The sequence below is a fragment of the Candidatus Margulisiibacteriota bacterium genome, from assembly GCA_028706105.1.
Lineage (GTDB): Bacteria > Margulisbacteria > Riflemargulisbacteria > GWF2-35-9 > DYQY01 > DYQY01.
In genome coordinates this window covers 1-16,052 of record JAQWCF010000043.1, presented here as the reverse complement: position 1 = coordinate 16,052, position 16,052 = coordinate 1, and the positions used below count along the sequence as shown (strand labels likewise).

General features: G+C 35.4%; 13 protein-coding genes. 4 read left to right on the top strand and 9 right to left on the bottom strand.

Translation table 11 applies throughout. From position 1 onward, the window contains the following. Window positions 1–113: 113 nt before the first annotated feature. From PHF25_05730 to PHF25_05700, 7 genes are all read right to left on the bottom strand, one after another. Window positions 114–1,049, bottom strand: a complete 936-nt coding sequence (locus PHF25_05730; GenBank protein MDD4527521.1) for a type II and III secretion system protein — start codon at window positions 1,047–1,049, stop codon at window positions 114–116. Further along, on the bottom strand, window positions 1,030–1,341 hold the full coding sequence (locus PHF25_05725; GenBank protein ID MDD4527520.1) for a hypothetical protein: 312 nt from the start codon (window positions 1,339–1,341) through the stop codon (window positions 1,030–1,032). The genes PHF25_05730 and PHF25_05725 overlap by 20 nt, the downstream gene beginning before the upstream one ends. Then, window positions 1,317–1,922 carry a hypothetical protein gene (locus tag PHF25_05720; GenBank protein MDD4527519.1) on the bottom strand — a complete coding sequence of 202 codons (606 nt, stop codon included), beginning with the start codon at window positions 1,920–1,922 and terminating at the stop codon, window positions 1,317–1,319. The genes PHF25_05725 and PHF25_05720 overlap by 25 nt, the downstream gene beginning before the upstream one ends. Then, window positions 1,915–3,432 (bottom strand): YifB family Mg chelatase-like AAA ATPase, encoded by a 1,518-nt coding sequence (locus PHF25_05715; protein ID MDD4527518.1) that lies wholly within the window; start codon window positions 3,430–3,432, stop codon window positions 1,915–1,917. The genes PHF25_05720 and PHF25_05715 overlap by 8 nt, the downstream gene beginning before the upstream one ends. A gap of 89 nt (window positions 3,433–3,521) precedes the next feature. Next, window positions 3,522–4,322 (bottom strand): hypothetical protein, encoded by an 801-nt coding sequence (locus PHF25_05710; GenBank protein ID MDD4527517.1) that lies wholly within the window; start codon window positions 4,320–4,322, stop codon window positions 3,522–3,524. A 27-nt stretch (window positions 4,323–4,349) separates the two neighbouring features. Continuing rightward, window positions 4,350–5,186: a lipoyl synthase gene (gene lipA / locus PHF25_05705; protein ID MDD4527516.1), complete on the bottom strand. Its 837-nt coding sequence runs from the start codon at window positions 5,184–5,186 to the stop codon at window positions 4,350–4,352. Beyond that, entirely contained in the window at window positions 5,186–6,526 is a 1,341-nt protein-coding gene (locus tag PHF25_05700) for an NAD(P)/FAD-dependent oxidoreductase (protein ID MDD4527515.1), read from the bottom strand. Before PHF25_05700 ends, lipA begins: the two co-directional genes overlap by 1 nt. An 80-nt stretch (window positions 6,527–6,606) precedes the next feature. Between PHF25_05700 and PHF25_05695 the strand changes: the two genes are divergently transcribed. The 3 genes from PHF25_05695 (at window position 6,607) to PHF25_05685 (ending at window position 12,405) form a co-directional block, all read left to right on the top strand. Continuing rightward, the gene (locus PHF25_05695) at window positions 6,607–8,133 is read left to right on the top strand and encodes a hypothetical protein (GenBank protein ID MDD4527514.1); all 1,527 of its coding nucleotides are present in this window, start codon (window positions 6,607–6,609) and stop codon (window positions 8,131–8,133) included. Further along, window positions 8,130–11,480, top strand: a complete 3,351-nt coding sequence (locus PHF25_05690) for a thrombospondin type 3 repeat-containing protein (protein ID MDD4527513.1) — start codon at window positions 8,130–8,132, stop codon at window positions 11,478–11,480. The genes PHF25_05695 and PHF25_05690 overlap by 4 nt, the downstream gene beginning before the upstream one ends. A 166-nt stretch (window positions 11,481–11,646) precedes the next feature. After that, window positions 11,647–12,405: a hypothetical protein gene (locus PHF25_05685; protein MDD4527512.1), complete on the top strand. Its 759-nt coding sequence runs from the start codon at window positions 11,647–11,649 to the stop codon at window positions 12,403–12,405. Window positions 12,406–12,495: 90 nt separating this feature from the next. Here PHF25_05685 and PHF25_05680 read toward each other — a convergent pair whose 3' ends face one another. Then, the gene (locus PHF25_05680) at window positions 12,496–13,044 is read right to left on the bottom strand and encodes a hypothetical protein (protein MDD4527511.1); all 549 of its coding nucleotides are present in this window, start codon (window positions 13,042–13,044) and stop codon (window positions 12,496–12,498) included. 317 nt (window positions 13,045–13,361) lie between these two features. Further along, the gene (gene lysS, locus PHF25_05675; GenBank protein MDD4527510.1) at window positions 13,362–14,840 is read right to left on the bottom strand and encodes a lysine--tRNA ligase; all 1,479 of its coding nucleotides are present in this window, start codon (window positions 14,838–14,840) and stop codon (window positions 13,362–13,364) included. A gap of 87 nt (window positions 14,841–14,927) precedes the next feature. On the opposite strand from lysS, the gene PHF25_05670 reads away from it, so the two are divergent. Then, window positions 14,928–15,515: a hypothetical protein gene (locus PHF25_05670; GenBank protein ID MDD4527509.1), complete on the top strand. Its 588-nt coding sequence runs from the start codon at window positions 14,928–14,930 to the stop codon at window positions 15,513–15,515. Window positions 15,516–16,052 lie beyond the last annotated feature (537 nt).

Here is a 16,052-nt window from a genome sequence, read left to right as displayed (position 1 = left end):
AGACTCAATAGCCATATACAATTCTCTGCTTATACCATAAGACATTTTTTTCTCCTGATTCAGTTTTGTCTTATCCATATTATAACACCTTCCTTTTTATTTATTTGCAACTATTACATCTTCACTATTTCTGGTGACAAAATAAAAACAATCTCCGTATCTTCTTGCTCTATTGTTGTTTGACTAAAGAATGAACCTATAAACGGGATATCGCCTAGTATTGGCAAGGAGGAAACATTTCGTCTTTCGCTACTATTGATTAGCCCACCTAATACTAATTCCTCGCCATTTTTAATCTGACATTGTAAATTAATTTCTCGACTAGAAAGAACTGGATACTCGCCTGCCATAGTGGACTTCCATTGCTTAACATTATCAACTTTAAGTTTAATGACTGCAGACACCAAACCGTCTGACAAAATATTTGGTCGAATGGAAAGATTTATGCCAGAATCAATATATTGTAACTCCCAACCAACTCGGTCTGACGCACTTTCAACTGGCACTGTATAAGGGATTCTGTCTCCTACCTTGATAAAAGCTATCTCATCCTCAAGACAAATCAAGGTAGGATTAGCAAGAATTTTTGCGTCTCCTTTGCTGACTAAGATATTTAGATTATCAAACAACTTTTGCTTATCGGTCATATCCCCTACGTTTAACCCGCTCTTATAATTCTGCCAATTTATTCCCAATCCCTCTAACTTATTTTGATTAACCTCTATCAACCATGTTTTAAAATAAACCGACTTTTTATTAGTGTCCACTAATCCAACGAATGTCCGAAATTTTCTAATATCAAGCTGTGCACCTGCCACAAATATTTTCTTTTTAAGCTTATTAACTGATACCTTTAATGAAGGAAAAAGTTTTTGAGAAACAGAAAGTATCTCTTCTTCTGACAAATACTGATAGTCAAAGCAAATGCTCTGCTCTTTGATAGTTTCTGTCTGTGGCGCATTATTAGAGTAATTAAATACTGCTTGCGCACTAAAACAAAAACCACTACCTATAATTAAAACAACCAGACTAAGCTTCTTCCAAAACAACTTTTGCCCTCCCATGAAAAACTTCGAAAGAAATAATCCTTTTATCAGTTACTTTTCCCAAATATTCTTTCAAAGCATAATATCCATTTAAATTAAACGGATTCATTACAAAAATTCCTCCAGACTGTTCTTGCCATAAGCCTAAATTTGCCTGTCCGCTTTGCTGTTCTGTTAATTGCAAGGGAACAAACGATGAACCAAATAGCCTGGACATATTACCTGTCAAAAGCAAAGTGCAGACACATAAAGTAAGAAACAAATATTTATTTAAGACGCTTTGATTAATACCCATATTTGGTCTCCTTTTTCTTGAAAAATACTCTTGTTTAACAATCCATGCTCTGACAAATAACTACCCAGCGCTGGCAAATCTGACTTTAAAACATAAGCATCCAAACCTATTGATTCCTGATCCACATAAAAACTATTTATTTGTATTGGTTGCTGTAAAAAATCTGTTATCTTGTCTAACAGAAGGTAATTATTCTTCTTAACCTCTTTAGCAAACATCGTTTGCTTTGCAAAATAATACTGTTTATTGCTTTCTAGCTGTCTACTTACTGAGTCAGAATTAACCCTATTACCTTGTATCTTTATCACTACAAAATTAACTACCATTAAACAAACAAGAATACTCAAAACTATCAACATTCTTCTGTTTCTATTTTTTGTTTCCTTGATAGTTAGTAGTTTCACGCTCTCCTCTGAGTCTGTGTTGTATAAAACTACAGCATTATTTCCTTTTTTCTTAAAAGAAAAATAAAACTGTTCTGGTGCAAAAGGTAACCTTTCAGACAACTGCAAACGTATCTTCTCTTCTAAATTAACATTGTCCTGACAAGTAACGACCATTTCTTTCAGTTGCCTAGACATTTTCTATGCTTCTCCTAAAGTGAAAGGCTTCCAAGACATGCTCAAGTTTGATGTTTTCATTACTTTCTAAGTCTGCGATGGTACGTGCTACCTTCAACAATCGATTCAGTGCCCTACCACTTAGAGAGTAACGCTTTAGGGCTCTCCTAATGAAATCAGTGGTGTTTTCTGCAACCTTACAATAAATACCTATGTCTCGATCTGACATCTCGGCATTTAAAGTAATGCCTTTGCCTGCAAACCGCTGACGCTGAATGTTTCTTGCACTTTCTACACGTTTTTGAATATCACAAGAAGGCTCTGCTTGTTGAGTGCTTAATAAATCATCTTCAGAAACAGGACTCATTTCCACAACTAAATCAAAACGATCTATTAATGGGCCTGACATTTTTCTAAAATACTGAAGTTTCTGATGACCATTACAAGTACAAGAAACAGTCGGATGCGTCGAATACCCACACGGACAAGGGTTGGCGCTGGCGACAAGAATAAAGGAAGCTGGGTACTTATAACTATTTGAGGCCCTTGCCACAGTTACTTCGCCATCCTCCATCGGCTGTCTAAGTGATTCTAGTGATTTTCTATCAAACTCCAATATTTCATCTAAAAACAAAACTCCTTTGTGTGCCAAGCTAACTTCTCCTGGCTTAGAACTAGAAGTTCCTCCTATCAGCCCAGCATAACTAATGGTGTGATGTGGCGAACGAAATGGCCTACTTTTAAAAATAGACCCTCTTTTTGTTTTACCAGAAACACTATGAATTTTAATAACATCCAAAGCCTCCTCTTCTGATAAATCCGGTAAAATCGAAGGGAACCTTTTGGCAATCATGCTTTTACCGCAACCTGGTGGGCCAATCAGAAAAAAGTTATGTCCTCCTGATGCAGCTATCTCTCCAGCTCGTTTAGCAAAGCCTTGTCCTTTAACCTCAGAAAAATCTAAAGCATGCTTGATTCTCTCTTTCTTTTTCAAGCCTCTCTGATAAACAACAATCTCTCCTGACGCCAAAATATCGATAACTTCTGTTAACGTGCTGATAGCAACCACCTGAACATCTTCAACCAAGGACGCCTCTTCCGCATTCTCCTTAGGCACAAAAACATATTTAATGTCTTTCTCTTTAGCAAGAATGCTAACTAGTAATACTCCTTGAACTGCCTTTACTCTTCCATCCAAACCAAGCTCACCAATCATCATAAACTTTTCAGCAATATTTATACTCAGCTGTCCCGTGCTCACCAAAACAGCAATAGCAATAGGCAAATCATAATATGCGCCTACCTTCCTCACTTCTGCTGGAGCCAAATTAATAGTCAGCGACTTATTAATAGGAACCTGATACCCGGAATTCTTGATTGCGGATATTACTCTTTCCTTGCTTTCCTTAACAACTGTATCAGGCAGCCCAACAATAGTTATAGAAGGCAAACCATTCCGGCTATCTACCTCGCAATCCACCAACACTGGTTCTATTCCACAGGCGGCAACACTATAAATTCTACTTAACATAACAAGCTCCTTACGTACTAATACTATTAATTATATTTATTTACGTTGTCTTGTCAAGGAGATATTTTTGCTACGTCAGTTTTATTAAATTAAAACAAGAAAGCTAGAGAGGTATTGAAAAGGAAACCATTCAAGCCAAGAGTCTGCCACTCAGTATGGCTAACAGCTTCATCTGCAATAAAGCTTGCGCCAAAAGTCCATCTAAGGCTCATCACAAAATTTAAATCATCAAAAATCCAAACCTTTGGCATATTTGACCATATTTCAGCTAAAGCGTGATATCCCAATGCATCTCTATATTTAATCTCCGCACCTGATGCTTTCATCCTATTATTAGAATACCTGTTTATCCCCATCCCAATATTAAAATGATATCCACCATTTAACGAATTAAACAACATTCTCCGAACAGTACAAGAAATAAAAGTACTATTAAATTTATTCTTATCTGCTTTCGCTGCAATATTTGCCATGCGCTCCAAAACCCCTGCGCCACATTCAACGCTATAGTTTTGTGGTAAGTCTAAATAATAAAACAAACCTATCTCGGAAATCTGATTGATAAACACATCTTTCGTGCTTCCGTCTGCATACTCATGTGTATCAAACACTGGGATTTGTTCTCCTATCCCTGAAGCATAAGAAAACCTAAGCCCTTTCTTGTTTCCATAATCTCTTGCGCTAACAATGCTTACCTCATCAAAAGTTATAATTTTTTCTTTAATTTCTTCTTTAAGGATCTCAAAAACACCAGAGTCTCCCATCAAAGTAATATACTCGTCGTTTTCTTCAAGAACCTGCCCTGTAAAAAATTCTCCGGATTTCGTTATCAATGATAGGGGAAAGGAAATGGTTAAAAGAATTAAAAAAAGCGCGATTATTCTTTTCATCTTTAGTACACTATAACAAAACTACATTTATTTTGAAACAGAATAAGTATCCGCCATATAGGAGCTACGGACTAAGGGCCCAGCGATAATTTGTAAACCAATACTTTTACCTAAAGCAATATACTCTTCGTACTCCTCTAATTCCACATATCTTTTAACTTCAAATGATTTCTTACTAGGAGCTAGATATTGACCAATTGTCATAATATCAATCCCTTTTTCTTGAACAGTTTTAATTAATTCAAGAACCTGTTCCTTTGTTTCCCCTACTCCAACCATGATTCCGGTCTTAACTAAAATACTGGGATTCTTTTTCTTGGCATACTCTAAAAGCTTTAAAGATACATCAAAATTACCTTCTGGCCTTATCTGCTGAAAACCCGAGCGAACTGTTTCCAAATTATGGTTAAACACATAAGGTTTCTTAACTAAAACTGCATCTATTGCTACTGTATCGCCCTTAAAGTCTGGAGTTAGCACTTCTATCTTTACCTCTGGATATACCTGCCTAACTTTATCTATAACATCTGCAAAAACACTTGCCCCACCATCAGGCAAATCATCACGTGTTACTGAGGTCAAAACCAAATACTTAATATTAAATCTTTTAATTGTATCGATAATCTTAGGCGCATCATCAGGCGGTAAAGGCAAGCCAGCCTTTGCTTTCTTAATCCCACAGAATCCACAGTTTCTAGTACAAGTATCTCCCAAAAGCAGAAAAGTAACTCTCCCTTTAGAAAAACATTCTCCTCTGTTCGGACACTTTGCTTCCTCACAAACAGTACAAATATCTTGAGGTAGCGATTTGGTGTTATAAAGTTTTTTGCGGTATTCGTTAATTAAAAAAGCAGGTAGTTTCATTAAAGCAGTTCTACAAACAACTCTCCATAAGTTGGGTGAGCAAGAACAAGTCTTCTTAGTGATGATATATTCATTTTTTCTTGTACCGCCAGACACATTACAGCAATTATTTCATCTGCATAAGCACCAATAAGATGCGCGCCAACAATAATGTCGTTTTTAAAAATAATCTTCATAAAACCTTCAGTCTCTTTTTCGATATGTGCTCGCCCCAATTGTTCATATGTAATCTTTTTCACAACACAATCGTTAGCGTCTTTTTCTCTAATACCCACAGAAGCAATCGCGGGTGAAATGTAAACAACACTTGGAATAACTCTCTCGTGGTCTATCGGGATGTCTTTTAAAAAATATCTACCCAGTTGTTTGCCCTGGTCTGCTGCAGAATGTGCAAACAAACTAATTCCATTAGTATCCCCAATCGCATAAATATTTTCTTCCGAGGTTTGAAAGTTACCATTCACTTGCAAAAATCCTCGTTTATCTTTATCTAGCTTTAGACTAGTTTCTGGCAAATAAAGAGTTCTGCCTGTCGCAACAAACACAAATTCGTTCTTTAATTTATTGCCATTACTTAACTCAATTGTAAGATCCTCGGCAATAGCTGTGGCCTGAACATTTTCCAAAACATTGACTCTTTTTTTCTTGAGCATTTTCTTAGCCTCAGCAATAATGTCCTCGTCATAATAAGCTAAAATCGAAGGCATTGCTTCCAATAAATCGATAGAAACACCAAAACTAGAAAAGAAAAATGCCATCTCTATTCCGATAGCTCCACCACCGATAATTGTCATCGTTTGAGGAAGTTTTTTTAACTGAAAAATGTTTTCGTTAGTATAAACATTGGGTAAATCCTTGATGCCATTAAGTATTCCCGGAAAAGAAGGCTTTGTTCCACTAGCCAAAATAAGCTTATCAAAAGTTATCTGTTTTCCCGTCGCAGTTTCTAGCTTATTCTTACCAAAACTTGTCACTCTTTCTTTGTAAACATCGATGCCTTTAGCTGAGAGGCGCTGCTCAACCCCAGTGGCCATTCTGCTGATTGTTCTTTCAGAAAATGACTGCAAATCTTCCAGTGAAAAGTATTTATTATCTTTATCATGCTCAATTCGCTGTCTTTTTAATTCTGACATTAACTTGGCGCGATGCAAATAACCTTTACTAGGAATACATCCAGCATTAAGGCATGTTCCACCAAAGGCACGCTCCTCAAACATTGCAACCTTCCAGCCCTTATGGATAACATAAGATGCGACTTCGTTTCCTGCAGGACCACCACCAATAATTACGACATCATAATGCATAAGTTTATTATAACGTTTAATTGTTGATTTGTTTATGTGTTTAATTAATCCCCTTTATCAAGGAGCAATCCATACGAAACATTGATAATCAAATCATATTAAGGTATATTTTAAAAATGCGTTCGGTTTCGAAAAATTTAATATTTATTTTTCTTTTTCCGCTTCTTCTCTCTGCAAACACTACGTCTTTTTTTTCTTTAATCGATATTTACTACGAAAAAGCACAAGAAGCTATTTCTCAAAATAACAATACTCGAGCCGAATCTGCTATAGTTAGAATAGAAAAATATTTTCAAAAAATAAAAGAACTCCCCACTCTCTCCGAAGACGATCAAGCACGATTAAAACTAAACATCGCACTAGTTGATACCTTGAAAAAAAGCATCAAAAAAACACAAGAGCCCATAAAACAAGAAGATTCATTTGTGTTAAAAAATAGTTCTTTAGCCATCAACCCTAATGCTTTAAACATCCTAAACACAAACTTTGATTATGCCTATAATGGAATGGCCGGCAAAGGTGGCTTCCAGTTTTTGGCTGGTTCTAGCAAAAGTCTACTGTATAATATTGACAACAATCTTTTCATAAATGGGAGTCCATGGAATCTTAGACTTTCTGGATATAACGACCTTCAAAATCAAACAAATGATAGTTATAGAATAAATGCCAATATAAATAAACTTATTGGGGGCATTCAATCTTATACAAACATTGAGTTAGCGACTGGGGGCAAAAGCTCAAAACAACACTTCCTTGCGTCTATTGCGGGCAATAAAGAAGCTGGGGGCATTCTCTACTCAGGATCATACAAACTCAAGGCTGCCGCAGATAATAGTTCGTATCAGCATCTAGACTTTGCAGGAAATAAAAAGAATGCCGGAAAACTGTTTGATAAAGACTTATCGCTAAAAGCAGGACTCGATACAGACCTATACACATCATCTACGTCACAAACAAACTATACTTTAAGATATGAACAAAAAATGGATGATAATAAAGAGGATATTCGCAATAAGCTCTATTATTCCTTAAATCCTGATAATAACAGCGCTGACTATCTAGGCTTCTTTAATAGCTACAGAATAAAACTAGGCAGAGGGTTTGAGGACTTAAATATTAATTTTGATATTAAGTCTTATCCTAACTCAAATAGCGACTACGTTAGAATTGGTGGGGATAAAAACTTCCTTTTAAACATAAATAAAACACAGAACAAAAGCTACAAATGGAAAGCAGACACATATATGTATCAAAATACTGCTGCCTCGTATCTTAAAGTAGGATATGCAATTAATGAAAAAAACTATGAAGACACGTCCCTCTTCTCTGTATTCTCTCCTGAAATATCCAGAGTCCAGTACTTTAACGCAAACACATCTTATAGCTCTATAAAATTATATGAAAATGGTTCCATTTCTTTTAATGAAACAAAATTAGAACAAGCGTCTCATATTGAGCTAATACTTTATGATAATATAGGGGCAGTGGCAAGTAACCTCAACATAAACTCAGATTGGACTTTAAAAGAATTATTAGGAATACCCGAATGGGATTTTGTTGCGAACTTTAACTGGCTCGCAGCTAGCAGTTCAAGTTTTAATTTTATGTTCACATTTATGTGGACACCTGGAGGCACAAAATGAAAAAACAAATAGCAAAAATATTCCTAATTACAATCTTAATAGGAGCCTTTTCCCTTGGACATGCTCAAGAAGAGAAAACCGAATCTGAATTAATTAATTTCTATTTTGGGGAATATTACAAACAACTTGAGGATATTTCTAAAACTATAGATAAACAATCCGGACAATATAAAAACATTGTAAAAGCGCAAGAACGTCTAGATGAACTTAAGAAAAAAACAGAAAAAGGATTAGATGATAAAATTCAAAATGCTTTAACCAAAAAAGCGAAACAGTACTTAAGAAAAAAAGGATTACCACATGGATATGCTTTCCTTAAAAAAATTGAAGGCAATAAAAAAACTATAGACAAATATCTAAAATACGCAAAAAACTTCTACTCGGCCGATTGGGACAATATCCAGGCTGACCTTGTTGATGATGCGGTTGGTTATTTATTAAAGCCTTTCCCAGGCGCTGACCAAGCTTATACTTTCCTTAAATGGTATAAAAAACAATGGGACGAACTGTGGAATGATATAAGAAGAATTAACATGGATGCACTAGCTAAAAAAATGATAAATGATGACCAACTATTTGCTCTTTCAGGAAAAGCTAGAGAAGAATACTTCTTTAGCAAATACCTTGGTTATGCAGGAGAAAAAGCGACTCCTCTACAGCCAGTTTTCATGAATACTAAAAGTGAAGACAGAAACATTGTTTTACAAAGAGCAACAATGGTTGATTACGCAAAATCTATAGAGTCTGGTAAGGCAGGAACAGCCAAAGGACAAACTCCTTGGGATGGAAAAAGTAATCTTATTGATGACTACGACAAAATGGTCTGGTTCTATAAACATTTCTTTGTTTCTAAAATATTAACCGTCTACAAACAAAAACAACAACTTCTTGATATGCAAGCAAAAGTCAAAGAAGAAGCTGAAACAATGGAAGAAATTGCGGCACTTGCTCCCTTTGAAGACTTTATAAATGACTATTTGGCAATTGCTCAGTCTGAAGCAGAGGCAGCAATAAAACTAGCAAAGCAACAAGAACCTGAGGAAAAGGAAGACACTTCTATCGTAGAGCAACTCCCTAAACCAAAACCAGTGGATTTAAATACAATGGATAGAATTGAAAAAGCAAAAGTGCTTGAAAGGGCTAACAAACAACATGAAAAAAATTTGAAAGAATTTGCTGATATTCAAGAAACATACAATAAAAATAAAATAAAATATTACGAAGAAACTCAATGGAATGATCTAGAGAATGGCTTATGGTTCGCAAGTCAGGATCAAGAAGATCCTACTGATCACGCGCTGAATATACAAGCACAGTATATAATGAAGCTAGATTATTTTGTAAACAACATGCTTGACCGTTTTGAGATACAAAAATTTCCTGTTTTTTATAACCATGACTATTCACGACAAGTTGAACAAAACAAAACTAATTATGTTAAGTTTTCAAAAACACTTGCAGAACTAAACGGTGCACTGTCTGTCTGTAACAGCTATCTAAACTCTGAATCGCCCAAAAAATACTTAGCAATACTCTCAAAAATAAAACTTACAGGGATAGACGGCATTGATTATGGGCTTGTTCTAAGCATGAAAAGATTTATAACAGACATAAATGGCGTAGAGCCCATGCATGAATCTGTTAAAACGCTTATTGAGACAATGAAAGAAGAACTGCAAAGAGAAAAAGAAATCAAAGAAAAACTAGATAAACAAAAAAAATTCTATCGTGTCTTACAATCTAAAACCACGTCATTTACAGATTTTGTACAAAAGGCAGAACAAGCAGTGATTAGCTTAAGAGACTTTCTCTCCTCAAAAAACATGAAAAATCACGACGCAGACAGAGCAAGCTTAAGGAGTTTAATTAACATAATGGCAGCAAACATAAACACAATATACGCTTCAGCTGAATGTAGCCAGCCATTTATGACAAGCACAACAAGCCTTCTGTATGAAAACTGGGAGCAACAAGTACTCGGCAAATATGATGACCAGGACTGGCAATCATACTACAAAAAACAAATAGACATTGCCTCTAGTCTAGAAGCACAAATGGTAGAAATAAAAAATCTTAGTAGCTACTATATCCTTAACAGCGCTTCTCTCCCCATGTATGAAAACAGAGCAGTTACTAAAGAACAAAGTGAAATTGACAAAGAAAGAGCAACAATTATTAAGAATGCTGAAAAAACCATTATTGAAATCAACTCGGATCTAAGCAAAGTCAATAAATTAAGAAACACCTGGGACTCAAACAAAAAAGACTTGAACTCTTTTATAAAGCAATACATGTCTAATTCACCGTCTAACCCCCGCCTTATTCAAACAAACTCTTCATTTCAAGAGGAAACTGAAAAAAAGGTACTAAAGTTTGAAGTATGGGTAGAAAAATTTAAACAAACAGTAATAAGTTATAATAAAAGAATACGTGAACAAAAGACTGAAGCAGACAGAATTGATAAACAAGAAAATGATAGAATCTATAAATACTTTTCAGAAATAAGATTCAACGAAATATCTAACTATTTGCGTAATATAAAGTTTTTAAAAAATGACATCCAAAGTTCTGAACAGTACTTTCCTATCTATATAGAAACCGATATCGCAAAAGCAAAAATTCTATATATGTATTTATATAACAAATTTGAAGCAGAAAATAATAACTATAACCAAGTAGAACGCTTATACTTAGAGGGTTTTCATAAAGACTATCAAGCAAAGGCAACGACTATTTTTTCAGACATTGCGGATACTTTACTTGATATGGACTCTATCCTTGCAAACATGAAAAGAGCCTTAGAAAAAGAAAATGTGAGAACTTATGAGCTAGAACAAAATGCTCATAAAATAGATTCATCGGAACCTATCAGCAAACTAATCTATGGAGAATTAGACTCGGATAATGATGGCGTGCCAGACAGTGTTGAGATTGGGCTAGGGACTGACCCAACAAATGAAGAAAGTGGGTTTGGAATAATCAGCGGAACCGCAACAATAAGTGGTGGTCAAAGCCTAAACTTTTCCTCAAAAACAGTTTCTACAGGAACATCTTCTTCTCTTGGAAATATTTTTGTTCAACCAAACTTTGGAGGACCACCCAGCTATGCTGTACTACATGGTGCAGCCTTCGAAGAAATAACTGGACGAAACACAGTGCCTAAACCTGTTGGATCAAACTATAAAGAACCTGCACCTAAAATATCCGGGGTAGGGAAAACTTACGCCATGACCTGGTTTCCGGAAAATGCCTATTTTGCTGTTGTAAAAATAATTCGCAATCCCAATTCTAACACAGTAGTTGTTGATTATTGGTTCAAGCCTGATGGAGGAACGTTCAGCTTTTAATCTGAATAATATTTTGACAAAACAATAAAATGCTCTATAGCCCATTAGAAATTTGGATAACAAATCAACAAATGTATCTGTTATATATACTAAATTTAAAAAAAGCTGAAGTACAAGTCCTATTTAGCTTGGGATAAATTATTTTTACTGACGATAAATTAACACAATGCGCAAGAAGACAATATCACTACCCATAACCCCACCACCTAAGCTTGGGCTGAAAGCAGGCAGAATTAATGCTGTAGCGTTTCAACAAATAACTCAAACATTAACAGACCTAAGTATACCCAAAAGTTACTCAGAAAAGCTTGCAAATACTATATTAAGACTCACTCCGGGTTCAATTGATTTACTCGTTAAATGGAAACTCTTAGCCGAACAAGAAGCAGAAATCATCAAACTAAGAGACCTCGTAAGTATTACTAAAATGATTAAAAATACCAAACAAGCTGGCTTCACTTCTGAAATCAAAAAGCTTCTTGCCAGTTACATCTCCTCACCAAACATTCAAATCAATAAGTTGTCTAAGAACAGGCAAACTCATTTATTAAGTAGACTTGTCCCGGTTAACAAGCTTGAAAAGCTAGTTAATCCACCATTAAATGTTTCACTCAACACTGTTTTCGAAATTCTTGATTCCCGCTTTGAGCTTATAGAGCAAATTGATGAGGCGCTGCAGTTTGTTACAGAACATAAAACAGAGATGAATGGAGATTCTATTATCTGGAGGTTCTTTATTATGTATGGACTAAACGTTGGTAAAGAAAACTTTTTAGAAGCAGAGCTTTTTGTTGAAGCAAATGCACATAAGTTTCGTAAAGGTTACCGGGAATCAGATACAGGCAAAACAGCAGCATGGCGAAACATTGCTGATTATGGACTTGCAGAAACTAAAAAAATGCATTCACTCTACACTCAACATTAAAATCAACTTTTGTTTTCTTATGAAACAAAAAAAGAGAGAACAAATTGTTCTCCCTTTTTATAACTGACCATTAATGATTTAACTAATTTATTAGAATGTGTATCCTACCATTAATACCATATTAGAATTTTGTAATTCTAAACCAGCCAAGATTTTATTGACCTTATTTGGAGTAAAATCAGCTTGCACACCTAAAACTAAATCTGTTGACGATACTGATACGCCACCAGCTGTAGTATTAACCCAAGTAAGACCTATATATGGAATATATCGAATGCCTTCATAGTTCATGGAATATCCAACATTCCCATTAATCCCAAGACTGGAAGTACCTGAATAAGCAGTATAGCTTGCGCCAACCCATGGTTTAATATACTGATCCATATCCGCTGGTACATTAAAATATTTGTTTACTCCGATTGAAATAGGAGTTGACCCACTAGCAAAATCTAAGCCTGCTGTAAAATCCATATCGCTAGAGAAAGAATACTGTGCTACTGCACCAAAGGTTCCATTCCCTCCAGAGGACCATGTGCCACCAACTTCTAAAGTTTCTGCTGGAGCAAAAAACCCAACATTAGCTCCGGCTAAAACTAAAGACATACTTGCCATTACCATAATAATTAATATTTTTTTCATAAACTTCTCCTTTAGTATAATGCTTAAAACTTCTTACCTTATTGTAACCCATGTCCCCTTTCTTTAAATACTCTCAAGTAATTATACCCTGTTTTGAAAGCTATTCAACACACAAATTTTTCTTTATATAAATAACAATGTCCCAAAGCGCTTTCTGGAGAGAGTGAGTAGTATGTTCAGCTAATAATCAGTTATTTTTAAATTTTTCTGGGTGAGGCAAGCGGAATTTTTACAGCTCCACTTGATAAGCATTGCAAATTTAGTGGCTGTCCACGAAAGCGAAGTTTGAGTATAGCGCGAAGCCCTTAAGAAAAGAACTATTTGTGTCGCATATGTGGGAATAAAAGAACGTCTCTGATAGAAGTTTGACCCGTAATAAGCATAATTACTCTATCTATCCCGATTCCAAGCCCACCAGTTGGAGGCATACCATATTCTAATGCTTCAACGAAATCTTCATCCATCATATGTGCCTCTTCATCACCAGCTGCTCTTTGTGCAACTTGCTCTTCAAATCTCGCCTTCTGATCTATTGCATCATTTAACTCAGAATAAGCGTTAGCTATTTCCATTGTGTTAACAACTAGCTCAAACCTCTCAACTAACTCTGGATTATCACGATGTTTTTTGGCAAGTGGTGATGTTTCCAACGGATAGTCTGTCACAAACGTTGGATGAATTAACTTTAATTCTACCTTTTCATCGTATAAGAAATTAACAAGCTGACCAACTGAAGAATGCTCTTCTTTCAGATGCATGCCTTTGGCTTCAATTTCTTTTTTAAGCTCTTCGAAAGTTTTACCTTGGATATCTATACCAGAAAACTTCTTAATAAGGTCTGTCATGGTCGCTCTGGTCCAAGGAGGAGTAAAATCTATATCGTTTCCGTCATAAACTATCTTGTAACTTCCAGTCATATCCATCACCAAAGAAGAAATAACATCTTCGGCCAAATCCATCATGTCGTTGTAATCTGCATAGGCTTGATATAACTCTAATAAAGTATATTCAGGATTATGTTTGTAAGAAATACCTTCGTTTCTAAAAACTCTACCTATTTCATAAACTTTCTCAAATCCACCAACAATAAGTCTCTTTAAATGTAACTCAAGAGCTATTCTCATATAAAGCTTCATATCAAGCGCATTATGGTGAGTAGTAAAGGGTCTGGCTGTTGCTCCGCCTGCTATCGCATGCAACACTGGAGTTTCAACCTCCATAAAGCCTTTTTCTTCAAACTTTTTTCTTATTAAAGAAATTATTTTGCTTCTTTTAGCAAAAACATCTTTAATCTCTGGATTAGCAATCAAATCAAGATATCTTTTGCGATATCTAAGTTCCTTGTCTTGAAGACCATGAAATTTCTCTGGGAGTGGGTTTAACGATTTAGAAAGCAATTTATATTCTGAAACCTTAATCGTTAGTTCACCGGTTCTAGTAATAAAAAGCTCACCTGTTACAGCAATAAAATCTCCAATGTCTAGCTTCATATATGATTCATATGCCTCAGCACCTAAAATGTCTTCTTTAGCATACACCTGCAACTTAGTCTGCTCATCCATTAAGTTACCAAAGGATGCTTTGCCGTGACCTCTTTTGGCAATTAGACGTCCAGCAGTCGAAACAACCACACCTTCTTTGCCAGCCTCAACTTCTTGCTGATGTTTTTCTTTTATTTCCGTAAGAGTGGATTCTCTGTGATAAAAAGCTGGATATGGTTCTATCCCGGCAGCCCGTAGTTCTGCTACTTTTTCTCTTCTTATTTTAAATTCATCAATATGTTCTTGTTGTTCCATCGCGTAAATTATTATATAGCTAAAAGCCAAAAGCTGAAAGCATAAAGCTTAATGCAATTTTATTTTATAAGTTTCGATATATTAAACATGAATAATAAAATAATAGCTCTTGGTCTGCATGAAATAATGCTCAATAATTATTCGACAGACCTAAAATCTTTCCAAACAATAGACATAGGCAATCTGCAATATTACGAATTTCCCACCTTTGAATTTAGCTTAACGGTAAACCAACTGGAAACCTTAAGAATAAACCCAAGCCTAAACAACATCCAAAAACTTACAACTGAGTTTTGTAGGGAGATTAAAAAGGCAACACAAATAGACATTGGATTGTGCAGAGAGCAAAACCTTAACCAACTATACCCTATAACTGCACACTATCACATTGCCAGACTATATCTTGGTGTAATTTACCAACATATTAATTTGTTTAAAGACACAATAAACTTTCAAGAACTTGTACCTCTTCTAGAGGAAATACAAAAATGGTACTCTGCTGAACTTGCTAAAATAACTCCGGAAATGTCAGAAAAACAAATTGAAACACAGCTGGCTCTTTGCCTTGTTAGGAAGACAAATCTATTTATTAGAAACTTAAGCAACCTATTTCCAAGCCAAATGACAAATTATCCTTTACTAATAAAACCATTGCCTAATTTATTTTTACGTTAAGACCTCATCTTTTTCTTTTTGAAATGCAATTTAATCAAACACTTTTTTGTTAGCGAGGCTAACTTGGCTTTATTGAAAGTGAACTTTTTGATTCTCTATGTTAAGGCTGGAAATGAAGCCTTAACAATCCGCTAATCCCTAAGCAAACTCGCTTCATTAAAATTTGGGATATTTCTAGTCACCCTATAAGCTATTATTGTTTTCACTCTATATAATTCAGGCTGCGGGAGCATTGCGCAATTATCTTCTCTTGATTAAGTGTCGTTAAATGACAAATTAATGAACGAATAGCACCGCATGTTACAGAAGGTCTAGCGCAAGGCGCAGCCTAAGCGTTAATAGCTTATAGATATAGTTATCGAAATTCAGCGTAATTCAGAAACACGATGTTTCTGAGCGTTCAACCGAACCAGGACGGTGAGTTTGAACGGTAGCTGAATAAGATTTACGTTATCTAAGCTATGTAATTTCGTGTGCAAGAGTTAATTAATAAAAAAATCTGGATTTATAAGGGCGGCAATGCTATTGCTCCGCTTA